Source organism: Ensifer adhaerens, from assembly GCF_002940685.1.
In the GTDB taxonomy this organism is placed as follows: domain Bacteria; phylum Pseudomonadota; class Alphaproteobacteria; order Rhizobiales; family Rhizobiaceae; genus Ensifer; species Ensifer adhaerens_E.
The window spans coordinates 197,203-221,458 of the sequence record NZ_PNFP01000006.1 but is presented as its reverse complement, the minus strand read 5'-3'; the positions used below and the strand labels follow the sequence as shown (position 1 = coordinate 221,458).

Genomic DNA, 24,256 nt, shown 5'->3' with positions numbered 1-24,256 from the left:
CGCCCGGTGGACAAATCGCAGCCCGTCCCCGGGGATTTTCGCTATTTGAAGGGAATTGGCCATGGCGCGCATCATCGAAACGGCAACTGGTCTGGAGGCTCTGACCTTCGACGACGTCCTGCTCCTGCCCGGACATTCCGAAGTCATGCCGGGTCAGACCAACATCGCGACCACCATTGCCCAGGACATCGACCTCAACCTGCCGATCCTCTCTTCGGCAATGGACACGGTCACCGAAGGGCGCCTCGCGATCGCCATGGCGCAGGCCGGCGGCATCGGCGTCATCCACCGCAACCTGACGCCGGCCGAGCAGGCCGAAGAGGTTCGCCAGGTCAAGAAGTTCGAAAGCGGCATGGTCGTCAATCCGGTGACGATCGGCCCCGACGCCAAGCTCGCCGATGCGCTCGGCCTGATGAAGCAGCACGGCATTTCCGGCATCCCGGTCGTCGAGAACGGCGGTGTCGGTGGCCAGAAGCAGGGCCGCCTCGTTGGCATCCTCACCAACCGCGACGTTCGCTTCGCCTCGGATCCGAACCAGAAGATCCACGAGCTCATGACCCATGAGAACCTGGTCACGGTCAAGGAAAGCGTCGACCAGCAGGAAGCCAAGCGTCTGCTGCACGCCCATCGCATCGAAAAGCTGCTCGTCGTCGATGGCGACGGCCGTTGTGTCGGCCTCATCACCGTCAAGGATATCGAGAAGGCACAGCTGAACCCGAACGCCTCCAAGGATGCGCAGGGCCGCCTTCGCGCCGCCGCCGCCATCTCGGTCGGCGATGACGGCTTTGAGCGCGCCGAGCGACTGATCGATGCCGGCGTCGACCTGATCGTCGTCGACACCGCCCATGGTCACTCGCAGCGCGTTCTCGACGCGGTCGCCCGCGTCAAGAAGCTCTCGAACTCGGTTCGCATCATGGCCGGCAACGTCGCGACCGCCTCAGGCACCAAGGCGTTGATCGATGCCGGTGCGGATGCGGTCAAGGTCGGTATCGGCCCGGGCTCGATCTGCACCACGCGCATCGTCGCCGGTGTCGGCGTGCCGCAGCTGGCCGCGATCATGGGCGCCGTCGAAGCTGCCCAGGCGGCCGGCATTCCTGTGATCGCCGATGGCGGCATCAAGTTCTCTGGCGACCTTGCCAAGGCGATCGCTGCCGGCGCTTCGGCCGTCATGATCGGCTCGCTGCTTGCCGGCACCGACGAAAGCCCGGGCGAAGTGTTCCTCTACCAGGGCCGTTCCTTCAAGGCCTATCGCGGCATGGGCTCCGTCGGCGCCATGGCCCGCGGCTCGGCAGACCGCTACTTCCAGGCGGAAGTGCGCGACACGCTGAAGCTGGTTCCCGAAGGCATCGAAGGCCAGGTTCCCTACAAGGGCCCGGTCGCAGGCGTGCTGCACCAGCTCGCCGGCGGCCTCAAGGCCTCCATGGGTTATGTCGGCGGCCCGACGATCAAGGAATATCAGGAGCGCGCCCAGTTCGTGCGCATCTCCGGCGCGGGCCTGCGCGAAAGCCACGCCCACGACGTGACGATCACCCGCGAAAGCCCGAACTATCCGGGCGCACACTGATTGTTAAAATTCGGGGGCGCCGCGTGATCTCGCGGCGCCCTCTGTCATTTCAGGGCGGAAGTTTTCAGACTGAGTGAGTTTTGTAAGGAGTAGCGTGATGACGGGTTTCGAGATTTTCTGGCCGATCGTGGCCCATGTGTTTCTCGTCTTCTGCCTCTACGCTCTTCTCTCCTTCCGCCGCATGAGCCTGGTCAGCGCCGGCAAGGCGCAGGCGGCCCAGTTTCGTGAAAACCGCGACGAGCCGGGCGAAAGCCTGGTGGTGAAGAACAGCATCGCGAACCAGTTCGAGCTGCCGATTCTCTTCCACGTCTGCTGCGTGCTGCTCTACATCACCGAGGCCGACAACATCGTCTCCCTCGCTCTCGCCTGGCTGTTCGTTGCCCTGCGCTATGTGCACGCCTTCGTGCATGTCACCAGCAATCGCCTGCGCTATCGCCGGCCGCTGTTCATGGGCGGCTGCGCGACGCTGTTTGCCATGTGGGTGTGGCTGGCCGTCTGGATGGCGATGAGCTGATCCGGGCTCTTGTGGCCCGCCGTCTGACTCAAATCTGAGACAATTTTCACATCATTCGCCGCTCCTTGATGCGTGTCAAATGCCGTCCATCGCTTTTGGGCGTAGTCTTGCTGCCGTTAGCGTGACCGTGGGCCTCGCAACGAGGCGGCGGTCTTGCGTCGACGTTGGACAACAACGCATCGGAGGACGAGATGACCGCAACGATGAAAGCCGCCGTGGTGCGCGAATTCGGCAAACCGCTGGTGATCGAGAATGTGCCGATCCCGGAGCCGGGCCCCGGCCAGGTGCTGATCAAATACGAGGCGACCGGCGTCTGCCATACGGACCTGCACGCCGCCAACGGCGATTGGCCGGTCAAGCCAAAGCCGCCCTTCATCCCCGGACATGAAGGCGTCGGCTATGTCGCCAGGCTTGGAAGCGGCGTCAAGCGCCTGAAGGAGGGGGATCGCGTCGGGGTGCCGTGGCTGCACACCGCCTGTGGCGGCTGCACGCCTTGCCGCACCGGCTGGGAAACACTCTGCGGCAGTCAGCAGAACACAGGCTATTCCGTCAACGGTACCTTCGCGCAATATGGCCTTGCCGATCCGGATTTCGTCGGCCGCCTGCCGGACAAGCTCGAGTTCGGGCCGGCAGCCCCGATCCTCTGCGCCGGCGTCACCGTCTACAAGGGCTTGAAGGAAACCGAGGTACGCCCGGGCGAATGGGCGCTGATCTCCGGCATCGGCGGCCTCGGCCACATGGCGGTGCAATATGCCAAGGCGATGGGCATGCATGTCGCCGCCGTCGATATCTTCCCGGACAAGCTGGAGCTTGCGCGAAAACTCGGCGCCGACCTCGTCGTCGACGCGCGCGACAAAGACGCGGTGGAACAGGTGCAAAAGGCGACCGGCGGCGTCCATGGCGCGCTGGTGACGGCGGTGGCACCGAAGGCCATGGAGCAGGCATTCAACATGCTGCGCTCCAAGGGGACGATGGCGCTGGTCGGCCTGCCGCCGGGCCAGATGTGCCTGCCGATCTTCGACACCGTGCTGAAGCGCATCACCATCCGCGGCTCGATCGTCGGCACGCGCCAGGATCTGGAGGAATCGCTCGAATTCGCCGGGGAGGGCAAGGTCGCCTCGCATTTCGCCTGGGACAAGATCGAAAACATCAACGCGATCTTCAAGCGCATGGAGGAGGGCAAGATCGACGGCCGCATCGTGCTCGATCTCAACGGCTGACCGCTCAGGAGGAAACACGAAGCGGTAACGCAAGTTTGTCTGTTCGATCCCGCCCGCCGACTTATTCTGTCGCGGGCGGTTCTGTCTGCCGCCGCGGGAGATAGGAACCGAAGGAGGCTGACATGCAGGAGCCGAAGATTACGCAGGCGATGATCGATGCCTATGACGAGTACACGCATCTGACCCTCGATCGCCGTCGTTTCATGGAAAAGCTTACCGGCCTGGCCGGCTCCGCGGCTGCGGCAGCCGCGATCGCGCCGCTGCTGGCCGCCAACGGCGCCCAGGCGGAAATCGTCGCCCCAAGCGATAGCCGCGTCAGCGCCGAGGACATTACCTATCCCGGCGCCGGCGGCGACATGAAGGGCTACCTCGTTCGCCCGGCGGAGGTGAGCGGCAAGCTGCCGGCCGTCATCGTCATTCACGAGAACCGCGGGCTCAATCCGCATATCCGCGACGTTGCCAGGCGGATGGCGCTTGAAGGCTTCCTGGCGCTGGCGCCGGATTTCCTGTCGCCTGCGGGCGGTACGCCGACCGACGAGGACAAGGCGCGCGAGATGATCGGCGCGCTCGATGCGGCCGCAACGACGGCGAATGCCGCTGCGACGGTGGCGTTTCTCGAAGGACATGCGCAATCGACCGGCAAGGTCGGCGCCATCGGTTTCTGCTGGGGCGGCGGTCTCGTCAATCGGCTCGCGGTCGGTTCGCCGGATCTGAAGGCCGGCGTCGCCTATTACGGCGCCCAGCCCAAGGCGGAGGATGTGCCGAAGATCAAGGCCGCCTTACTGCTGCACTATGCCGGGCTCGACGAGCGCATCAATGCCGGTATCGAAGCCTACCAGAAGGCGTTGAAGGACGATGGCAAGGACGCGACCATCTATGTCTATGATGGCGTCAACCATGCTTTCAACAACGACACCTCGGCTGCCCGCTACGACAAGGCGGCCGCCGATCTCGCCTGGGGTCGGACGGTGGAGTTCCTGAAAGCCAAGCTCGCCTAAAGCTTGGTCCTGCTCAGGCCGCCGCCGCCTGAAGGATGTCGTCGGCGCAGCCGCTGATCGCCGCTGCGAGCGCCTCCATGTCGCGCTCGCGCGGGCTGCTGCGCCGCCAGATAAGCCCGATCTCGCGCGCCGGCTCGGGTGCGGCGAAGGGCACGATGCGGATCGAGTTGCGGGCCGCCTCGGTTGCGATCGCGATCTCGGGGATCAGTGTCATGCCCATGCCGTTGGCGACCATCTGCAGGAGCGTCGTCATCGACGTCGCGCCGAACGAGACGAGGCGCCGCTTGCCCGCGGTGCTGCAGACGGCGAGTGCCTGGTCGCGCAGGCAGTGGCCTTCCTCGAGCAGAAGCAACTGCTCGACATCCACCTGGTCTTCGGTCAGCGGCGACATCAGGATGTTTCGCTCGTCGTCCGCCATCGCCATGTAGAAGCGGTCGGAAAAGAGCGGCTTGGTCAAGAGGCCGTCGGTTTCGATCGGCAAGGCGGCGACGACGGCATCGAGCAGGCCCTCGCCGAGATCGGCGACTAGCCTTGATGTCACCCACTCCTTCAATTCGATCTCGATCGCCGGATAGACGCGGCGCAGGTGCGGCACCAGGCGCGGTACGAGATAGGGGGCGAGCGTCGGGATCACACCGATGCGGATCCGCCCTTCGAGCGTGCCGGAACTGGCGCGTGCGCTGAGCTCCAGTTGATCCACTTCGGCGAGGATGGCGCGGGTGCGGGTCAGCACTTCCTCGCCCTTGCGTGTGAGGAAGATGCCGCTGCGGCTGCGCTCCACCAGTTTCACGCCCAGGTGGTTTTCCATTTCCATGATCTGGGCCGAGAGCGCCGGCTGGCTGACATGGACGAGTTCGGCGGCCTTGCCGAAATGGCGAGCGGAGGCAAGCGCCTCGAAATAGCGCATCTGTCGAAGAGTAAGCATGATAGGAAAATCCTATCGATTTTTAATTTTTATGCAATTGGAGATTATCGAAGCGCTGTGGGAAAAACTCCTGCCAAAGCGTTCGGGCTTTGAGCGCCGCACATTTTGCAGCCGGCAGTCGCCGTTGCTGCCGCCGGTCCCATCCGAACGTGAAACCCTTTTGAAGGAGGACGCCATGTCTGATCGCCCCATACTGACGACAAGCGCCGGAGCCCCGGTGCCGGACAACCAGAATTCGCTGACGGCCGGCCCGCGTGGCGGCGTCATGATGCAGGACTACCAGCTTATCGAGAAGCTGTCGCATCAAAACCGCGAGCGCATTCCCGAGCGCGCCGTGCATGCCAAGGGCTGGGGCGCCTATGGCACGCTGAAGATAACCGGCGATATCTCGAAATACACCAGGGCCAAGGTTCTGCAGCCGGGCGCCGAGACCCCGATGCTGGCGCGGTTCTCGACCGTTGCCGGTGAACTGGGCGCTGCTGACGCCGAACGCGACGTGCGCGGCTTTGCGCTGAAGTTCTATACGCCTGAGGGCAACTGGGACCTCGTCGGCAACAACACGCCGATCTTCTTCGTCCGCGATGCCTACAAATTCCCCGACTTCATCCACACCCAGAAGCGCCACCCGAAGACCAACCTGCGTTCGGCGACCGCCATGTGGGATTTCTGGTCGCTGTCGCCGGAAAGCCTGCACCAGGTGACGATCCTGATGTCCGACCGCGGGTGTCCGGTCTCGCCGCTGCACATGAACGGTTATGGCTCGCACACCTTCTCGCTCTGGAACGACGCCGGCGAGCGCTATTGGGTCAAGTTTCATTTCAAGACCCAGCATGGCCACAAGCACCATACGAACGCCGAGGCTGCCGATGTGATCGGCCGGACGCGCGAGAGCTACCAGGAAGCGCTCTATGGCGCGATCGAGGAGGGCAACCATCCGCGCTGGACGCTTCAGGTGCAGATCATGCCCGAGCTCGAGGCGGAAAAGACCCCCTACAATCCCTTCGACGTCACCAAGGTCTGGCCTCATGCGGACTATCCGCCGATCGAGGTCGGCGTGCTGGAACTCAACCGCAATCCGGAGAACTATTTCGCCGAGGTGGAGAATGCCGCCTTTTCGCCGTCCAACATCGTGCCGGGCATCGGTTTTTCCCCGGACAAGATGCTGCAGGCCCGGCTGTTCTCCTATGCCGACGCCCACCGCTATCGGCTCGGCACACACTACGAGCACATCCCGGTCAACCGGCCGAAATGCCCGGTGCATCACTATCACCGCGACGGCCAGATGAACACGTTCGGGGGCATCCAGACGGGCAATCCGGATGCTTACTACGAGCCGAACTCGTTCAACGGTCCGGTCGAGCAGCCCTCCGCGATGGAGCCGCCGCTGCGCATCAGCGGCGACATGGCGCGCTTCGACCACCGCGAGGGCAACGACGACTACAGCCAGCCGCGGGCGCTGTTCAACCTGTTCGACGCCGGCCAGAAGGCGCGGCTGTTTGCCAACATCGCAGCCGCGATGGGCGGTGTGCCGGGGCTGATCGTCGAGCGCCAGCTTGCGCATTTCAAGCTTGTCCATCCGGACTATGAGGCCGGCGTGCGCGCGGCGCTTCGTGCCGCCTACGGCTACGAAGCCGAGGCCGTCAGCACCGCTGCCGAATAGGCAGGGCCGGCGCTTGGGCAGGCGCCGAAAAGAGAAAGGGCCACGTACCTGCGGGTGCGTGGCCCTTTCTTGTGTTCTGCGCGCGCTTTTACCAGCCCGGCAGCATGTGGCTCTGCCTCAGACGCGGATAACGCGGGAAGCCCTTGATGTCGGCCTCGAGGTCGTCGTTGGCACTGATCGGCGTGATGTTGTCGAGGCAGGCGGTAATGTGATTGCTGATCGCATTCGACAGCGACGGCGAAAGCCCCGGCCGCTTCATGATGCCGATCTGCACCGGCGCCAGCGCCGGGAAGCCGTCGGCGAGCGTCAGCACCTTCATGCCAGGCCGAAGCGCCGATTCCGGCAGGACAGAGACGGCCATGCCGGCAAGCACCGCGGCGGCGACGACCGTCGACGACCAGCTGGTGAACAGGATCTGGTACTCGCGTCCGGTGGCGTCGAGTGCGGCGCAGGCGGCCTGCCGCCACAGACAGTCGCGCCGGCCGACGGCAAGCGGGATTGGTGCATTCTCGGGCAGCGGATGGTTGATCGAGCTCACCCAGCAGAGCGGCTCGGTCCGCACGACGTCCGAAGCGCGGGCACGTGGATTGTGCGTCACGAGCGCGATGTCGAGGTCGCCCTTGGCCATCTTCTCCGCAAGGTCGACGGAAGGCTCGCAGACGATGTAGAGTTCGACATTGGGATGCGTCTTGGCGAAACGCATGATGATCTCGGGCATGTAACGGTCGGCATAGTCGTCGGGCGTGCCGATGCGCAATGTGCCTTCGAGGCGATTGTCGTCGAAGGAAGCGATCGCCTCGTTGTTGAGGCGGATCATGCGGCGCGCGAAGTTGAGCAGTCGGTCGCCCTCGACCGTCAGCCGGTTGCCGCGGCCGTCCTTCATGAAGAGCGCCTTGCCGATGCGCTCTTCCAGGCGGCGCATCTGCATGGAAACGGCGGATTGGGTCTTGAAGACCCGGTCGGCCGCCTTGGTGAAGCTGCCCGTGTCGGCGATCGCGACAAAGGTCTGGAGCTGATCGATATCAAGGGGTGCGGACATGGCCGTGATGCATCCATAAGATTGTTTGATGAATATCATTAAAAACATTCGTTGGACTGATCAATAAGGATTTGCGATCAATTGGGGGCAAATTCATCGATCCCCGGCCGGCATTCGCCGGTTTTCCCAACCCCTTTGGCCCGCCCCTGCGTTTGACCTCCCTCGCAGGGGATGGGCCTCTTCGTGCCTGAAAGGAGAATTGTCATGCGCACGACCCAGCCCGCTCTCGACCTCGTTGCAGGAAAGCAGTCCTATGCCTTCCGCGCCGTCGGCGTGACAGGCATGCTGACGTCCGTATGGCAGCAACTCCGCAATCGATACGCGATCGGCCGTCTGAATGACCTGGATGACCGTCAGCTCCTCGACATGGGGCTGAAGAGAGAAGATCTGCGCGAGGCGATCACCTCGCCCTTCTTCGACAATCCGGCGAGTTATCTGACCCGCGCCTCGCGAAACCGCGCGAGCCTCTTCTACAAGGGGACCCGCCACGACTGACCGTTGACGAGTTGGAGCGGGATGAAGGCGGGAAACCGCATCCTCGGCCCGCTTCACGGCGCATCCCGCCGCTTAGGGTGTGCCAGTCGAGCATGATCCGCGAAAGCCTGCCGCCGCCGCGGATCATGCTGCGAATTTCAGAGTTTGGTGCTGCTGACCATCGGGTCGCGCGCCGAAACGTTCCCCGCAGGGTAGAGCCAATAGACCCTGCCGCTTGGCCCGGTGCATGACCAAGACATGTACCGGGCCTTTTTCTTTTCGAAACTTTCAAAGCAACACGCCGACGCCTGCAGGCGCGGACGATCGCCGCATCCGACGCTGGTGCAGAAGGTTATGGCGGGAAGGGCGCGCCTCAGCTCTTCGCGCCGGGGCCGGTCTTGTAGAGGTCGAACAGCGCCTCGACGTTCTTCTGGTATTCCTTCTGCATCTCCAGCCCGGTGTCGAACATGCTGTTCATGACCTGAGAGAACTGGGCCAGCGCCGGATTGTCTGGGGCCGGCTTTTGCGCGCCGGCCGCACCCGCCTGCATCATGTCCTGGAAGGCCTTGACGAAGGGGTTGTCGGCAAAGACGTCTGCCGACTTCGGCTTCTCGTCCTTCTTCGCAGCCATGCCGAAGAAACCCTGCATCGCCTGTGTAAAGGGATTGTCGAACGGGTTCGGCTGCGGTTCCGGCTTCTTGGCAAAGCCGGCGGCCTCCATCCACTGGCGCATGGCCGCAGCCATGGGATTGTTGGCAAAGGCATCGCCCGCGGCTGCAAACTGCCCGGTCGTCTGCTTGAACAGCCCGCCCATCAGCGTATCGGCCATGACAGGCAGCATCTGCTTGTAGATTTCCTGGCTGATACCGGTGATCTGGGCAGCCTGCGCGGCGATCGCACGCGACATTTCCTTCGAGCCGAACAGTTGCCCGAGAACGCCGTTGCCGTCGGCCATGCCCTGCGGCGTGAAGGCCTGGCTCATGTCTTCGAAGTATTTGGCGTAGTTGCCGCTGCCAAGCGCCGTCAGCAAGGCGCCGAAGTCGTAGGGGTTGGCGGTGTTTCGCTTGAAGGCTGCAGAGAAGGCCGGCAGCAGCGCCGCCGTCGCCTTCGTCATCTGCTCCTGGGCGATGCCGAACTGTTGTGCCATCAGCTCGATGGCCTTGCCGTTCTGCGCCTGCGCGAACATATCGAAAAGCGGTGCCATCCCAGTTCCCCTTTATGGACGCGCGGCGCTCTAAGCGACGCATATCCTTGCACTATAACGGGAAATCGGAGACTGGGAACCGCTTTTTGAGAGGGCGCGACAGGCGTCGCGCGCCTATCTCCGCCTTAGTACTGGTATTCGGTGAAGACCGGATCGACCGAGCCGTTCCAGCGACCCTTGTAGAGCGCCAAAAGGTCTTCGGCGAGCGTCGCCTTCTTGGCGAGAACCTCGTCGAGCGGCGCCAGGAACTGGCTCTCGTCGATGCCGTCGCCGTTCAGCCGGTTGCGGCGCTTGAGCCCGCCGCGGGAAATGGCGATGACCTCGCGGGCGATATCATAGAGGTTGCCGGTGCGGAACTTGGTTGCGAGTGCTTCAACCGGCACCTGATCGCGCATGGCGCTGACCTCTTCAAAGGTCCAGTCGCGCGTCAGCGCCTCGGCGGCGTCGAGCGCCTCGCGGTCGTAGAGCAGGCCGACCCAGAAGGCCGGCAGCGCGCAGATCCGCCGCCACGGGCCGCCATCGGCGCCGCGCATTTCGAGGAAGCGCTTCAGGCGCACGTCGGGGAACAGCGTCGAGAGATGGTTGGTCCAGTCGCCCATGTTCGGCTGCCAGTCGGCGATCTCGCCCTTCAGCGCGCCGTTCATGAACTGACGGAAGGTGACATGGGTACAATCGTGATAGTGGCCGTCGCGCACGACGAAATACATCGGCACGTCGAGCGCCCATTCGACGTAGTCGGCAAAGCCGAAATCGGGGCGGAACGCCGATGGCAACAGTCCGGCGCGCTGGTTGTCGGTGTCGCGCCAGATGTCGCCGCGCCAGGACAACAGCCCGTTCGGCTTGCCGTCGGTAAAGGGCGAGCTTGCAAACAGCGCCGTCGAGAGCGGCTGCAGCTTCAGCGACACCTGCATCTTGCGGCGCATGTCCTCTTCCGAGGAGAAGTCGAGGTTCACCTGGATCGTACAGGTGCGGTACATCATGTCGAGGCCCTTGGTGCCGACCTTGGGCATGTAGCGGCTCATGATGCCGTAGCGCGATTTCGGCATGCGCGGCGTCTCGGCAAAGGTCCACTTCGGGCTGCCGCCGATGCCGAGGAAGCGGATGCCGAGCGGTTCTGCGACTTCGCGCAGCACGGCGAGATGCTGGTTCGATTCCCTGCAGGTCTGGTGCAGGTTTTCGAGCGGCGCGCCGGAAAGTTCGAACTGTCCACCGGGTTCCAGCGAGATCGCGCCATTGCCCGACTGTTCGGCAAGGCCGATGATGTTGCCTTCGTCGATGATCGGTTCCCAGCCGCTCTTGGCCGCCATGCCGTTCAGAAGCGCCTGGATGCTCGCCTTGCCGAAATAGGGAACGGGGCTGTTGTCCGCCTTAAAGAAGGCGAACTTTTCGTGCTCCGTGCCGATCCGGAACCGCTCCTCCGGTTTCGAACCTTCTGCCAGGTAGGCGGTCAGGTCAGCGACAGAGGTTACCGGCGTCTGGTCGGTGGTATCTCGGGCCATGAGCGTCTTCTTTTGTTTGGGCGGTTCCCGCAGGTTAGCGGGAGTTGATGGAGGCTGCTTGAACCGTAATCAGGTGCGGTGCAAGTCAATTTCTTTCAAGATCTCATCAAAAAAAGTAGGACGATTGCTTGCTCTGGAGCAAGCACCGTGGAAGTGGGTATCGTCGACCCAACCCTGCCTTGTCTGACGGGCTGTCTTCTTCTAGGGGAGCGCGCGACGCTCAATTTGCCCCTGAGCGACCGGCTATCGCCAGTCGCCGACAGTGGCCTGGATGACCGCCATGGCGGCGACGGCTGCCGTGTCGGCCCTGAGGATGCGGGGCCCGAGCGGAATGGCCGTGACGAAATCGAGACTGCGCAAGAGCGTGCGCTCGGCGTCCGAGAAACCGCCTTCCGGGCCGATCAGCAGCGCGAGCTTCTTTTCCTTGATGCCGGCAAGGATAGGCAGCGGATTCTGGCTGTCGCTGCCTTCGTCGCAGAAGATGATGCGCCGGTCGCTGGACCATGTCGAAAGCACGTCTTCGAGCCGGCGCGGTTCCTGGACATCGGGGATGCCGAGCACGCCGCATTGCTCGGCCGCCTCGATGACGTTGGCACGCACCCGCTCGATGTTGCCGAGCTTGCCCTGGACATGCTGGGTCATGACCGGCTGCAACAGGCCGGCACCCATCTCGACGGCCTTCTGCACCAGATAGTCGAGCCGCCCGACCTTGAGCGGCGCAAAGAGATAGACGAGATCGCAAGGCTGCGGCTGCGGGCGCGTCTGCTCGACGGATGTCAGCACCAGCTTCTTCTTGGTCGCGAAGGAAAGCTCCGCCCGCCACTCGCCGTCGCGTCCGTTGAAGACGAGGATCGAGGCGCCCTCTTCGTAGCGCAACACGTTCACCAGGTAATTGAACTGTTCCTTGCTCGCTTCGTGAGCCAGGCCCGTCTTGAGGGGATGTTCGACAAACAGTCGCTGCATGCGAAAATTGGCGCGCATAGAGGAACCTTCACATGAAAATGCCGGAGAGGATGAAATAGAGCACCGCCGAAAGCGCGGCCGACGCCGGAACGGTGATGACCCAGGCGCCGACGATCGTCAGGAAATGCGAGCGGCGGACGAGGCGGCGGCGACGCACCTCGGCAAAATTCGTTTCAGCCGATTCCATGAAGTCGGTCTGTCCCGTCTTTTGCCGGACGTATTCGAGCCGTCGTTTGGAATTGCGGATGTACCATTCGCGGAAGAAGCCGACGCCGAAGACGGCGCCGACGGCCGTATGCGTCGAACTGATCGGCAGACCGAGCGCCGATGCCAGAAGCACCGTGACGGCCGTGGCGAGCGCCACGCAGAAGGCGCGCATCGGATTGAGCTTGGTGATCTCCTGGCCGACGACGCGGATAAGCTTCGGACCGTAGAGCAGAAGGCCGATCGAAATGCCGAGCGCGCCGATCGCCAGTTCCCAGAGCGGGGCCGGTGACTTTTCCGTCGCGATGACCCCGTCGAGCGCCGAAACGATCGCCGACAACGGGCCGATCGCGTTCGAGACGTCGTTGGCGCCGTGCGCGAAGGAGAGCAGCGCCGCAGCCACGATCAAGGGCAGCCGGAAGAGCTTGCGCAGCGACTGGTTGCGGTTGTCGAGACCCTCCGATTGCCGTTGGATCCACGGCTTCGCCTGCAGATAGACCGCGAAGCCCGCGACGACGCCGGCGGCGAGACCCACGAGCATGGTGATTGCGGCCACTTGCACCAGCGCAATCACGGCGAGGTAGGCGGTGAAGCAGCCGGCGGTCACGCCGAGGATGACCGGCATCCATCGCCTGGCGGCGGCGATCTTGTCCTCGCGATAGATGATGAATTCCTTGAGGAAGGCGAGGAAGGCGGCGGCGATTGCGCCGCCGAGGAGCGGCGAGACCGACCAACTGAGCGTGATCCCGGCAAGCGACCACCATTGGACGCTGGAGAAACCGGCAGCGGCGATGCCCGCGCCGACGATGCCGCCTATGATCGAGTGCGTGGTCGAGACCGGCGCCCCGGAGTAGGTGGCGATGTTGATCCAGGCCGCAGCAGAGGCCAGGGCCGACATCATGATCCACACGATTGCCTGCGGTCCAAGCACGTCTTCGCCATAAACGATGCCCGCTTCGATCGTCAGCGCGACCTGTCGTCCGGCGAGCAAGGCGCCGGCGACCTCGAAGACGGCCGCGATCGTCAGCGCCGTCACCAACGACATCGCCTTGGCGCCGACGGCTGCGCCCACGTTGTTGGTCACGTCGTTGGCGCCGATGTTCATGGCCATGTAGCCGGCGATCGCCGCCGCGGCGATGATGATCGGCGCGCTTGTGGAACTCGTCACGAAGCTCGCGGCGAAAGCCATGCTGAGAAGCAGGAACAGCCCCGCAAGCGCCGGTGCGGCCAAGCTCCGCTTGACATGCTGCGAGGCTTCCTCGGCAAGGCTGAGCTTGTCGAGGTCTTTGTCGATCGTCTGCTTCGCGAGGCGCGCGCGCGGGTTGGCCAATGCCGGTACTCCATTGTCACCACGGCCACTAAGGCCACAGCAACACGCATTCAAGGGGATTTGATGGGCGTCGATGCAGCGCGCGTCGGGAACTTGCCTTCAGCCCACCGATGGCGCCACCGATTGCTTGTCAAGGCTAGCCGTTCACGGCCTTCGGCAGCGCTGCCGAGGAGGTGTTCATGCGTTCGCCGAAGGCAAGGATGAGGTCTTTCAGCGAAGGCTCGTCGACCCGTAAGGCCGCTTCCTTGTAGTCGACCCATTCGAGCTGCCGGCGCCCTTCCTCGGGGAAATGCTTGCAGAGATCGTCGACTTCAAGCGCGTGGACCTGCACCTTGACCGAAATCTTGAGGCCGTGGTCCATGCGCTTCTGATAGAGATAGTAGCCGGCAGTCGCCTTCTGCACATGCCCCTTCACGCCTGCTTCCTCATAGGCTTCGCGCTCCGCCACTTCATGGGCGCGCTTGCCCTGCATCGGCCACCCCTTGGGAATGACCCAGCGGCCGGTATCGCGGCTGGTGATCAGGAGGATCTCGAGGGCCTTGGTCTTCTTGCGGATCCGATAGCAGAGCGCAGCGTACTGCATGCGCGCCGGTCGACGCAGCATCAATTGGACATCGGATGCGAGCCTGTTCAAGAAGTTCAAGGTCGTCTGTGCTCCTCTCGGCGAATCAGTGGCCTCATTTGCTGTGCAGGCCAGTATGGCAGCGTCCTGTAGCGTGTAAATGTCGCGGTCCTGTGGCAGCCGGATATGCAGCCTGCTTTCCGCAGAACTGTGGTCTGGATACGACAGGATATGGTGTTTTCGCGGCAAGTTTGCAAACCGCGCGACAACCGTGCGTTGGTCTCTGATCACAATTGATTGCGGCTTGGAACGGAGCGAGATCACAAGCGCGATTGGGGGAGCCGGCGACGGGCGTGGTGCGTGCGGGACGCAGGCCGCCGCTTCAGCTCGCGCGGTCGCGCTGCTGCATGCGCAGCCGGGCGATGCGGTTCCATTCTCCCGTGCGTTCCGCCTCGCGCGTGGCGGCGGCGACGAAGTCGATATGGCTCTGCGAAGCGGCCTTCGCCTGCGCCGGATCCCTCGCCATGATCGCCTCGTAGATCGCCTCGTGCTGGGCGAGCAGCCGGTCGCGTGCTCCGGGCGCATCGAACACCGAATTGCGATGGAAGAATATGCCCTGCTGCAGCAGCCGGTAGCAGGCGCGTAGCGTGTGCAGCAGAATGATGTTGTGGGCGCTCTCGCCGATCGCCTGGTGCAGTTCGATATCGGCTTCGAGTTCGGAGTCGAAATCGCCGGCGGCGTGCGCTTTGCGCATGCGCTCGATGATGCTCGTCAGCATGTCGCGGTCGTAATCCGTGGCGCGGGTGGCGGCCAGCTCCGCGGTCAGTCCCTCGAGCTCGCGCCGGTATTCGAGATAATCCTGGGTCGCCTTGTGATGGCGGGCGATGAGATCGATCAGCGGCCTGGAGAAGATCTGCCCGACGACGTCGGCGACGAAGGTCCCGCCGCCGTGACGGCTTTCGACGAGGCCGCGCCCCTCGAGTTCCTTCAGCGCCTCGCGCAGGATCGGCCGCGACACGTCGAAACGCTTGGAAAGCTCCCGTTCGCCGGGCAACCGGTCGCCATCGCGCAAGACGCCTTCGAGGATCAGAAGCTCGATCTGCTGCACGACCTCGTCCGCCGTGCGGCTGTGGCTGATGCGGGCGAAAAGGTCGATCTGGTCTTCGGTCACGTCTGGTCTCCAGATCCCGAGGACTTCGGCCGGGGTTCTTCCGAAATCGTCGCGATGGTCGGTTTGCCGGCGGCAAGAGCGGCGGAAACGGGAACGCGGGGCAGCGTCTCTTCCCGTCAAGGGGCGCAATCTAGGCAGGTCGCGCAAAGTGGTCAATTTGATTGTCCACTTGGAGGCGCCCTTGGGGATACGACTGACAAAAGTCAAACTGCGGCAATGCGTCCTTTGATCTTTTGCTCTTTCCGTTGATAAGAAAGTCGTGATGGACGCGTGAGGGGGGCAAGCGCTTCGTGGCAAAGGGTAGTTTTGCATTTCCGGTGGCGCCGATGCGCGCCGTGGCCTTGGGCGAGGTTCATTCGCGCCCCTATGCGCTGGTGACCACGCCGCGGGTGATCTTTCAGCTCGCCTTCCTGACGGACGGCGGCTCGATCGTCGATCATGCCGTGCTGTCGGAACTGACACGCGCCCGCGGCATCGCACCGCCCGGGCGGGACGCCAACCATCACGCCATGCCCTGGGGGCAGGGCACGCTGCGCTGGGAGCGTCACACCGAATTCTCCACCTATTTCTGGGACGCGCCGCCGCCGGAGCAGTTCGGCGGTGAGGTGCCGATCCACCCCTTCGGCGACGGATTCTCTCCGCCGGGCTCGCTGATCTCGGGCATCCGGCTCGAAATCAGGCCGGATACGCCGGAAACCCGCGAGGCGATCAAGCTCTTCGATCCGACCAGCCTCTGTTTCAGCGAGACCAAGAATGGCCAGGCGGTGATCGTCACGGACTTTCGCCAGAACGGCGACGGCCTGACCCAGATCCTGGTGATCGACCGCGGCATGACCGAGGCCGGTACCGGCGCGCTCGTTCAGCGCCTGCTCGACATCGAGACCTACCGGACGCTGGCGATGATGGGCCTGCCGCTTGCGCAGTCGCTGTCGCCGGAAATCCGTCGGACCGAGGACGGCTTGACCGGGATCACCCAGCGCATGAAGGAAAACGTGCGCGAGGAGGCCGACGACATGCTGGCCGAAATCACCCGGCTTGCCGCCGATCTCGAAGCCGGTGCTGCCCTCAGCCTCTATCGTTTCGGCGCCAGCCGCGCCTATTACGGCATCGTCCAGGAGCGCATCCGCACGCTCGCCGAAACGCCGGTGCCGGGCTACGAGACCATCGGCACCTTCCTCGAACGCCGCCTGGCGCCGGCAATGCGCACCTGCCAGTCGGTCGAGGAGCGCCAGGCCAACCTGTCGCGCAAGCTTGCCCGCGCCACTGCGCTCCTTCGAAGCTGGGTCGATGTCGAGCTGGAGCGGCAGAACAGCGCGCTTCTGAACTCGATGGACCGGCGCGCCAAGCTGCAACTGCGCCTGCAGCAGACGGTCGAAGGCCTGTCGGTCGCGGCGATCTCCTACTATGTCGTCGGGCTCTTCGGTTATCTCGCCAAGGCAGTCAGTCATGAGCTGCCGATCGATCCCGGCCTACTGACCGGCCTCGCCGTCCCCTTTGCCGTTGCCGGCGTGTGGCTGATCGTGCGCCGCATCCGCCGTCATCATGAGGAAGGTGAACACAAGTAACCCTGAGCGCGGATATCGTGCCGCCTACTGCTCCCAGTAGGGGATCGGCCCGTAGAGCGCGGCCAGGTAGTCGATGAACAGGCGAACCTTGGCCGGCAGGAACTGGCGGCTCGGATAGACCGCCGAGAGCGTCAGTTGCTTCGAGCCTTCCCATTGCGGCAACACCTGCACCAGCTGGCCGCTGCGCAGTTCCGGGCCGATATCCCAGGTGGATCTGAGCGCAATGCCGGCGCCGGCAATGACGGCGGCGCGCACGATCTCGGAGGAATTGGTGACGAGCGGCCCCTCCGGGTGCCAGACCAGCGCGCCCTCCGGCCCTTCGAGCTTCCAGTTGTCGTTGTTGTGCGCCGGCAGGCAGAGGTGGTTGGCGAGGTCGCCGATCTCCGTCGGCGCTCCGTTGCGGGCAATATAGTCCGGGGAGGCACAAAGCAGCCGGCGCACCGGTGCGAGCTTCCTTGCAACCAGCGACGAATCCGTGAGTTCGCCGATCCGGACCGCCATGTCGAAGCCCTCGGCGACGATGTCGGTGAAATCGTCGGTCAGCACGATGTGCAGCTTCAGGTCCGGATGGTCCTTCATGAACTTCGTCAGGTGCGGAGCGATATGCATGCGGCCGAAGGAGGTGGGCGCCGATATGCGCAGCACCCCCATGGCATGCGACGAGCGGCCCGATGCATAGGCCTCGGCCTCCTCGATCCCGGTCAGAATCCCGAGCACCCGGTCGTAAAACCCCTGGCCGGCTTCCGTCAGCGAGATCTGGCGGGTCGTACGCTGCAGGAGGCGCGTGCCGAGGCGATCTTCGAGCCTCTTGATGCGCTTGGAGATGACTGCTGGGGAAAACCCGAGCACGCGGCCGGCGGCCGACATGCTGCCTGTGGAAACGACCCGTGCAAAAATCTCAAGATCGCCTAAATTCGTCATCAATCGTTGCCATTGTTTCCAAAACGGAAAAGCTCAATAGCATTTGCGAGGGCTCTGTCCTAGTGGTAAAGAAAATGAACCAATCGATGTGCGGCGGGAGGAACTGATGGCGGAGACGATCGGTTTTCTGCAGCCGAAACCAGAGGTTATCGCCCGGCGCCGCGAGATTGTCGCCGACCTCTCGGACCTCTTGCCGGCGGGCTGTCTGATCAGCGACGAGCGCGGGCTGAAGCCGTTCGAGACCGATGCCTTCATCGCCTATCGCCGCATGCCGCTCGCGGTCGCTCTGCCGGAGACGACCGAGCAGGTCGCCGCCCTCCTCAAGTATTGCGGCCGCTACGGCGTTCCGGTCGTGCCGCGCGGCGCCGGTACGTCGCTTTCCGGCGGGGCCATCCCGCAGGAGGATGCGGTCGTCATCGGCCTCTCGAAAATGTCGCGCATCCTCGATGTCGACCTTTTCAACCGCACGGCGACCGTCCAGGCGGGCGTTACCAACCTCAACATATCCGAGGCCGTTTCCGCCGACGGCTTCTTTTACGCGCCCGACCCGAGTTCGCAGCTTGCCTGCACGATCGGCGGCAATATCGGCATGAATTCCGGCGGCGCCCATTGCCTGAAATACGGCGTCACCACCAACAATCTGCTCGGTGTGAAGATGGTGCTCTACGACGGCACCGTCGTCGAACTCGGCGGCAAGGCGCTCGATGCGGCCGGCTACGATCTGCTCGGCCTCGTCTGCGGCTCCGAGGGCCAGCTCGGCATCGTCACCGAGGCGACGGTGCGGCTGATCGCCAAGCCGGAGGGAGCGCGCCCCGTGCTCTTCGGCTTTTCCTCTTCGGAAGCGGCCGGCGCCTGCGTTGCCGACGTCATCGGCTCCGGCATCATCCCCGTCGCGATCGAGTTCATGGACAAGCCGGCGATCGAGATCTGCGAAGCTTTCGCCCATGCCGGCTATCCGCTCGATGTCGAGGCGCTCTTGATCGTCGAGGTCGAAGGCTCCGAACCGGAAATGGATGCGATGCTTGCCAGCATCGTCGCGGTCGCCCGCCGCCATGGGGTGGCGACGATCAAGGAATGCCAGACGGCGATGGAAGCGGCGGCGATCTGGAAGGGCCGGAAATCCGCCTTCGGCGCCACCGGCCGCATCGCCGACTATATCTGCATGGATGGTACCGTGCCGCTCAGCCAGCTGTCGCATGTGCTTGCCCGCACCGGCGAGATCGTCGCGAGCTACGGCCTGCGCGTCGCCAATGTCTTCCACGCCGGCGACGGCAACATGCATCCGCTGATCCTCTACAACATCAACGACCCGGAAGACGCGGCCCGTGCGGAGGCCGCCGGCAACGACATCCTCAAACTCTGCGTCGACGCCGGCGGCTGCCTGACCGGCGAACACGGCGTCGGCATCGAAAAGCGCGACCTCATGCTGCACCAATACAACCAGGTCGACCTCGACCAGCAGATGGCGGCACGCTCAGCCTTCGATCCGCAATGGATCCTGAACCCGTCCAAGGTCTTCCCGCTTGAAGGGCGTCCCGCCGCATGATCGTGCATTTCGAACCGGCCAGTGAAGAGGGGATTGCGACCGTCATTCGCGCAATGGCGGCCGACAGGGCCTCGCTCGCGGTGATCGGCGGCAACACGCGCGCGGGTCTCGGTAATCCCGTTCGCGCCGACCGGGTGCTGTCGACCCGCCGCCTTTCCGGCATCGTCAGCTACAACCCGGCCGAGATGACGATCACCGCGCTTACGGGAACGCCGCTGCGCGAGATCGGCGAGGCGCTCGCCGAAAACCGGCAGATGCTCGCCTTCGAGCCGATGGACCATCGGCCGATTTTCAGCTCATCGGGCGAACCGACGATCGGCGGGGTCTTCGCCGCCAACGTGTCCGGCCCCAGGCGCTACGTCGCCGGCGCCGCGCGCGACAGCCTGCTCGGTGTGCGCTTCGTCAACGGCGGGGGCGAGGCGATCAAGGCTGGCGGCCGGGTGATGAAGAACGTCACCGGCCTCGATCTGGTCAAGCTTTTGGCCGGCTCGCACGGCACGCTCGGCATCCTCACCGAAGTCACCTTTCGCGTCCTGCCGCGGCCGCCGGCGTCCGAGACCATCGTCGTCTCGGGCCTCAACGATGCCGAAGCTGCGGCCGTCATGGCCGAGGCGATGGCGCAAACAGTGGAGGTCTCCGGTGCCGCGCATCTGCCGGAAAGCGTATGCGGCCGGTTCCTCGACGGCGGGCTGCCGGACGGCGCCGCGACGGTCCTCAGGCTCGAAGGGCTGGAGGCATCGGTTGCGTTCAGGGCTGAAAAGCTGATGCAGGCGGTTGGCCGCTTCGGCGCGGTGACGCGGCTCGATGCGCCGCAGACCTCAAGACTTTGGACTGAGATCCGCGACGTCAAACCCTATGCCGACGGCACGAAGAAGCCGCTCTGGCGCGTCTCCGTCGCCCCTTCGCTCGGCCACAAGCTGGTTGCGGCCCTGCGGCTGCAGACCGGCGTCGACGCCTTCTACGATTGGCAGGGCGGCCTCGTCTGGCTGCGCATGGAGGCCGATCCCGAGGCGGAACTCGTGCGCCGCTACATCAAGGTTCTCGGCGGTGGCCACGCGACCCTCGTCAGGGCCGATGACAGCTACCGCCAGGCCATTCCATCGTTTGAACCGCAACCCTTGGCCGTGGCACAGTTGAGCGAGCGCGTCCGCGCGAAGTTCGACCCGCACCGGATCTTCAATCCCGGTCGCATGGCGGCGATTTCCTGAGCGCCTTCGCAAGGGAACAGGAGAGACAAGTATGAGCGACAAAGGTCCGCAGACACCGTTCTCCCGGGAGACCGATCGCTGGCTGGAACCGGGCAAGATCAATGTCCAGGTGATCTATGTCCTTTATCTCGTCGGCTTTGCGGTGGGCATCACGCCGATCATCGGCGTGGTCATGGCCTATCTCAATCGCGGCAAGGGCACGCCCTGGGTCCAGACGCACTATGTCTGGGCGATCCGGACCTTCTGGATATCCTTGCTGTTCCTTTTGATCTCGCTGTTGCTGACGGTGGTGCTGGTCGGCATCCTCGGCTTCATCGCCACCGCCGTCTGGATCGTCGTGCGCTGTGTCGTCGGCCTGCAGAGGGCCGCACGCGAAGAGCCGATCACCAACCCCGAAAGCTGGATGGTCTAGTCCGGCATGCGACCGGAGACCGGAAAGGTCGACGGAAGCCGAAATCAGAATGTGCAATCGACCGAGGCACGGAGCGCCCGGTTCCGCAGGACGAAGAGTGGAGTTCGCATTTGCAGACCAATTTTACCCCCGCGCAGCTCGCCGATCCGCACGTGGCCGAATCCGAGGCTATCCTGCGCAAGTGCGTGCATTGCGGTTTCTGCACCGCGACCTGTCCGACCTATGTGACACTCGGCGACGAACTCGATAGCCCGCGCGGGCGCATCTACCTCATCAAGGACATGCTGGAGAACGGCCGGGCGGCCGACAAGGAAACCGTCACCCACATCGACCGCTGTCTGTCGTGTCTCGCCTGCACCACCACCTGTCCCTCCGGTGTCGACTACATGCACCTCGTCGACCACGCGCGCGTGCATATCGAGAACACCTACCGGCGCCCGTTCAAGGACAGGCTGGCGCGTTCGGTGCTTGCAGCGGTGCTGCCCTATCCCCAGCGCTTCCGCCTGTCGCTGAAGGCGGCCGGGTTGGCGCGGCCACTCGCGGGCCTGATGAAGCGCATGCCGCTGCTGAAAACCTTTGGCGTGATGCTCGATCTGGCGCCAGGCGCCGTGCCTGAGCCTTCCGCTTCGGCTGCGCCCGGCGTTCATTCGCCCAAGGACAAGCGTGTCGGCCGGGTCGCGCTTCTGTCCGGCTGCGCCCAGCCGGTGCTGAAGCCGGGCATCAACGAGGCGACGATCAGGCTTCTGACGCGCTTCGGTATCGAGGTGGTCGTTTCGGCCGGCGAAGGCTGCTGTGGCGCCCTGGTGCATCACATGGGGCGCGAGAACCAGGCGCTCGAAGCCGCCCGCCGCAACGTCGATGCCTGGCTCAAGGTTGCCGACGAGGGCGGGCTCGACGCCATCGTCATCACCGCTTCGGGTTGCGGAACGACGATCAAGGACTATGGCCACATGCTCAGGCTCGACCCGGCCTATGCGGAAAAGGCAGCGCGGGTCTCGGCGCTCGCCAAGGATATCACGGAGTATCTGGCGACCCTCGACCTGCCGGAGCAGGAAGCGCGGGGCATGACGCTCGCCTATCATTCCGCCTGTTCGATGCAGCACGGCCAGAAGATCACGCTCGCGCCAAAGCAGCTCTTGAAGCGCGCCGGCTTCGTCGTGCGCGATCCGGCCGAAGGGCATCTCTGTTGCGGTTCGGCCGGCACCTACAACATCCTGCAGCCGGAAATCTCGGCGAAGCTCAAAGTCCGCAAGGTGAAGAATATCGAGGCGACCAAGCCGGATGCGATTGCGACCGGCAATATCGGCTGCATCACCCAGATCGCCAGCGGCACCAAAATCCCCATCCTGCATACGGTCGAATTGCTCGACTGGGCCTATGGCGGGGCGAAGCCTGACGGCCTCTGAGGCAAAGCAAAAGGCCGGCCACCTTTCGGGAGCCGGCCTTTCACTGGATCGGTATTCCGGCGTACTCAGCCGCCAAAGATCTGGCGGAAGATATCGACGCCGCGATCGTCGAAATAGGTGTCGCCCGCCTTGCTGCCGGGGCCGATGACGATGACCTTGGTGCCGACGTCGGCGCGGTCGTAGAGATGCTCAACGTCCTCGTTCATCATGCGGATGCAGCCCGACGACATGTTCTGGCCGATCGTCCAGGGCTGGTTGGTGCCATGGATACGGAAGATCGTGTCGCGGCCGCCCTTGTAGAGATACATGGCGCGGGCGCCGAGCGGATTGTCGATGCCGCCTTCCTGGGTGATCGGCAGGATGCGGCCCTTGGCTGCTTCGCGGCGGCGCATTTCCGCCGGCGGCGTCCAGGTCGGCCATTCGGCCTTGCGGCCAACCTTGACCACACCCGACCAGCCGAAGCCGTCACGGCCGACGCCGATACCGTAGCGCGTCGCGCGGTTCGGGCCGTCGATGTAGTAGAGAAACTTGTTGTTGGTATCGACGATGATCGTGCCGGGGGCTTCGTCGGTGCGGAAGCGAACCTTGGTGCGCCAGTATTGTTTTGCCGGCTTCTTCGGAGTGGCCACGAGTACAATGTCTGACGACTTAACCTTGGGGCCCGCGACCGGTGCCGGCGTGAAAGCCGAGGCGCTGGCGGCCACAAGAATAGTGCTGGTCGCAATCGCGATTGCGACCACTTTGCTGGCATGACGCTTCATTTACGATTCCCTCTAAACCCTCGTTGCAGGCAGGCTATGCAAAATGCATCGAAGTTCAAGCCCGCGATACAACCGGTAGATCAAACGTGATCACAAAACTTGCCTGTCTTCATGCTGCTGTTGCCTGAAAATCACGCATAGGCAACAGCAACACGGGCGAGGAGAGGGGAATATTCTATGCAGTGCTGCAATTAGATGACGATAACCTTCGTGCCCACTTTCACGCGCTCGTAAAGATCGACAACGTCTTCGTTGCGCATGCGGATGCAGCCGGAGGAGACGGCATAGCCGATCGTCCAGGGCGCGTTGGTGCCGTGGATGCGGTAGAGCGTCGAGCCGAGATACATGGCGCGCGCGCCAAGCGGATTTTCAGGCCCGCCGTCCATGCGCGCCGGCAGGTAATGGCCCTTGGCCGCCTCGCGGGTGATCATCTCCTGCGGCGGCGTCCAGCTCGGCCATTCCGCCTTGCGGGTGACCTTGTGGGCGCCGGCCCATTCGAAACCCGGCTTGCCGACGCCGACGCCGTAGCGCCGTGCCTCGCCGTTGCCGGTCACCAGATAGAGGAAGCGGTTGTTGGTATCGATGACGATCGTGCCCGGCTTTTCCTTGCTCTCATAGGCAACCGTCTGCGGCAGGTACTGCGGGTCGAACTTCGATTTCACCGGTCGCTGGGCGCGCGTGGCATTGGCCGGCTGGATCAGCGGGTTGACGACGCGGCGCTTGAGTTGAGGTTTCGCGACCTGACCCTGCTGATAGTACTGTTTTCGGGTGGCTTGCGGAACCTGCTGCCGGTAGATCACCTGCCGCGTGCGCGCCTGCTGCCCGCCGAGCTGCATCACCCAGGGGGCGGTGAGGTCGGGGCTGACGACGACGGGCGGCCGGTTCTGATACCGGTCCTGCGCTGCGGCTGGGCCGGCCACGAGGCTCAGAAGAGAGGCGGCTATAACAAGAGACTTTTTCAACATCGGACGGACTCGCTACCTTTCGCCGAAAATCACTGAACGGGGCGCGGTCTGCCGGTGAGCGGAGCGCTCAAACGGACGATTTGCGCCTTGGCAATGGCGCGATCGTGTCATTCCGAGGGCGACGGAATGGTAAATGGTGCCTCGT

General features: G+C 63.9%; 22 protein-coding genes. 11 read left to right on the top strand and 11 right to left on the bottom strand.

The window, feature by feature from the left end; translation table 11 throughout:
• The first annotated feature begins 61 nt into the window (after window positions 1-61).
• The 4 genes from guaB to C1A35_RS13970 all read left to right on the top strand — a co-directional run bounded on the left by guaB (window position 62) and on the right by C1A35_RS13970 (window position 4,296).
• Entirely contained in the window at window positions 62-1,564 is a 1,503-nt protein-coding gene (gene guaB, locus C1A35_RS13985) for an IMP dehydrogenase (RefSeq protein WP_104664906.1), read from the top strand.
• A gap of 97 nt (window positions 1,565-1,661) precedes the next feature.
• Complete coding sequence (locus C1A35_RS13980) at window positions 1,662-2,078, top strand: MAPEG family protein (RefSeq protein ID WP_104664905.1); 417 nt, start codon at window positions 1,662-1,664, stop codon at window positions 2,076-2,078.
• Between the two features lie 191 nt (window positions 2,079-2,269).
• Window positions 2,270-3,298 carry an alcohol dehydrogenase AdhP gene (gene adhP, locus C1A35_RS13975; protein ID WP_104664904.1) on the top strand — a complete coding sequence of 343 codons (1,029 nt, stop codon included), beginning with the start codon at window positions 2,270-2,272 and terminating at the stop codon, window positions 3,296-3,298.
• A gap of 122 nt (window positions 3,299-3,420) precedes the next feature.
• Entirely contained in the window at window positions 3,421-4,296 is an 876-nt protein-coding gene (locus C1A35_RS13970) for a dienelactone hydrolase family protein (protein WP_104664903.1), read from the top strand.
• A 13-nt stretch (window positions 4,297-4,309) separates the two neighbouring features.
• On the opposite strand, the gene C1A35_RS13965 is transcribed toward C1A35_RS13970, so the two are convergent.
• Window positions 4,310-5,221, bottom strand: coding sequence for a hydrogen peroxide-inducible genes activator (locus C1A35_RS13965; protein WP_104664902.1), 912 nt, complete (start codon window positions 5,219-5,221; stop codon window positions 4,310-4,312).
• Between the two features lie 175 nt (window positions 5,222-5,396).
• On the opposite strand from C1A35_RS13965, the gene katA reads away from it, so the two are divergent.
• Window positions 5,397-6,881: a catalase KatA gene (katA, locus tag C1A35_RS13960; protein WP_104665066.1), complete on the top strand. Its 1,485-nt coding sequence runs from the start codon at window positions 5,397-5,399 to the stop codon at window positions 6,879-6,881.
• A gap of 88 nt (window positions 6,882-6,969) precedes the next feature.
• Here the strand turns inward: katA and C1A35_RS13955 are convergent, their stop codons facing one another.
• The gene (locus C1A35_RS13955; RefSeq protein ID WP_043618309.1) at window positions 6,970-7,920 is read right to left on the bottom strand and encodes a LysR substrate-binding domain-containing protein; all 951 of its coding nucleotides are present in this window, start codon (window positions 7,918-7,920) and stop codon (window positions 6,970-6,972) included.
• 204 nt (window positions 7,921-8,124) lie between these two features.
• Between C1A35_RS13955 and C1A35_RS13950 the strand changes: the two genes are divergently transcribed.
• Window positions 8,125-8,415, top strand: coding sequence for a DUF1127 domain-containing protein (locus C1A35_RS13950; RefSeq protein ID WP_104664901.1), 291 nt, complete (start codon window positions 8,125-8,127; stop codon window positions 8,413-8,415).
• A gap of 352 nt (window positions 8,416-8,767) precedes the next feature.
• Here C1A35_RS13950 and C1A35_RS13945 read toward each other — a convergent pair whose 3' ends face one another.
• The 6 genes from C1A35_RS13945 to C1A35_RS13920 all read right to left on the bottom strand — a co-directional run bounded on the left by C1A35_RS13945 (window position 8,768) and on the right by C1A35_RS13920 (window position 15,327).
• Window positions 8,768-9,598, bottom strand: a complete 831-nt coding sequence (locus C1A35_RS13945) for a DUF937 domain-containing protein (RefSeq protein ID WP_104664900.1) — start codon at window positions 9,596-9,598, stop codon at window positions 8,768-8,770.
• A gap of 125 nt (window positions 9,599-9,723) precedes the next feature.
• Window positions 9,724-11,097: a glutamate--cysteine ligase gene (locus C1A35_RS13940; RefSeq protein WP_104664899.1), complete on the bottom strand. Its 1,374-nt coding sequence runs from the start codon at window positions 11,095-11,097 to the stop codon at window positions 9,724-9,726.
• Window positions 11,098-11,340: 243 nt separating this feature from the next.
• Window positions 11,341-12,078: a 16S rRNA (uracil(1498)-N(3))-methyltransferase gene (locus C1A35_RS13935; RefSeq protein ID WP_104664898.1), complete on the bottom strand. Its 738-nt coding sequence runs from the start codon at window positions 12,076-12,078 to the stop codon at window positions 11,341-11,343.
• 10 nt (window positions 12,079-12,088) lie between these two features.
• On the bottom strand, window positions 12,089-13,594 hold the full coding sequence (locus C1A35_RS13930; RefSeq protein WP_104664897.1) for an inorganic phosphate transporter: 1,506 nt from the start codon (window positions 13,592-13,594) through the stop codon (window positions 12,089-12,091).
• Window positions 13,595-13,730: 136 nt separating this feature from the next.
• A complete protein-coding gene (locus C1A35_RS13925) occupies window positions 13,731-14,237 on the bottom strand; it encodes an NUDIX hydrolase (protein ID WP_104664896.1) in 507 nt (168 codons plus the stop codon).
• 301 nt (window positions 14,238-14,538) lie between these two features.
• The gene (locus C1A35_RS13920) at window positions 14,539-15,327 is read right to left on the bottom strand and encodes a FadR/GntR family transcriptional regulator (RefSeq protein WP_104664895.1); all 789 of its coding nucleotides are present in this window, start codon (window positions 15,325-15,327) and stop codon (window positions 14,539-14,541) included.
• Window positions 15,328-15,653: 326 nt separating this feature from the next.
• Between C1A35_RS13920 and C1A35_RS13915 the strand changes: the two genes are divergently transcribed.
• Window positions 15,654-16,892, top strand: coding sequence for a DUF3422 family protein (locus C1A35_RS13915; protein WP_440271523.1), 1,239 nt, complete (start codon window positions 15,654-15,656; stop codon window positions 16,890-16,892).
• A gap of 24 nt (window positions 16,893-16,916) precedes the next feature.
• Here C1A35_RS13915 and C1A35_RS13910 read toward each other — a convergent pair whose 3' ends face one another.
• Window positions 16,917-17,813, bottom strand: coding sequence for a LysR family transcriptional regulator (locus C1A35_RS13910; protein WP_104664893.1), 897 nt, complete (start codon window positions 17,811-17,813; stop codon window positions 16,917-16,919).
• Between the two features lie 106 nt (window positions 17,814-17,919).
• Between C1A35_RS13910 and C1A35_RS13905 the strand changes: the two genes are divergently transcribed.
• The 4 genes from C1A35_RS13905 (at window position 17,920) to glcF (ending at window position 22,385) form a co-directional block, all read left to right on the top strand.
• On the top strand, window positions 17,920-19,359 hold the full coding sequence (locus C1A35_RS13905) for an FAD-binding oxidoreductase (RefSeq protein ID WP_104664892.1): 1,440 nt from the start codon (window positions 17,920-17,922) through the stop codon (window positions 19,357-19,359).
• Window positions 19,356-20,567 carry a glycolate oxidase subunit GlcE gene (gene glcE / locus C1A35_RS13900; RefSeq protein ID WP_104664891.1) on the top strand — a complete coding sequence of 404 codons (1,212 nt, stop codon included), beginning with the start codon at window positions 19,356-19,358 and terminating at the stop codon, window positions 20,565-20,567. The genes C1A35_RS13905 and glcE overlap by 4 nt, the downstream gene beginning before the upstream one ends.
• Window positions 20,568-20,598: 31 nt before the next feature.
• The gene (locus C1A35_RS13895; protein WP_104664890.1) at window positions 20,599-20,979 is read left to right on the top strand and encodes a DUF4870 family protein; all 381 of its coding nucleotides are present in this window, start codon (window positions 20,599-20,601) and stop codon (window positions 20,977-20,979) included.
• A 110-nt stretch (window positions 20,980-21,089) separates the two neighbouring features.
• Entirely contained in the window at window positions 21,090-22,385 is a 1,296-nt protein-coding gene (gene glcF / locus C1A35_RS13890; protein ID WP_104664889.1) for a glycolate oxidase subunit GlcF, read from the top strand.
• 65 nt (window positions 22,386-22,450) lie between these two features.
• On the opposite strand, the gene C1A35_RS13885 is transcribed toward glcF, so the two are convergent.
• Together C1A35_RS13885 and C1A35_RS13880 are read right to left on the bottom strand one after the other, a co-directional pair.
• A complete protein-coding gene (locus C1A35_RS13885; RefSeq protein ID WP_104664888.1) occupies window positions 22,451-23,146 on the bottom strand; it encodes a L,D-transpeptidase in 696 nt (231 codons plus the stop codon).
• 191 nt (window positions 23,147-23,337) lie between these two features.
• A complete protein-coding gene (locus tag C1A35_RS13880; protein ID WP_104664887.1) occupies window positions 23,338-24,111 on the bottom strand; it encodes a L,D-transpeptidase in 774 nt (257 codons plus the stop codon).
• Window positions 24,112-24,256 lie beyond the last annotated feature (145 nt).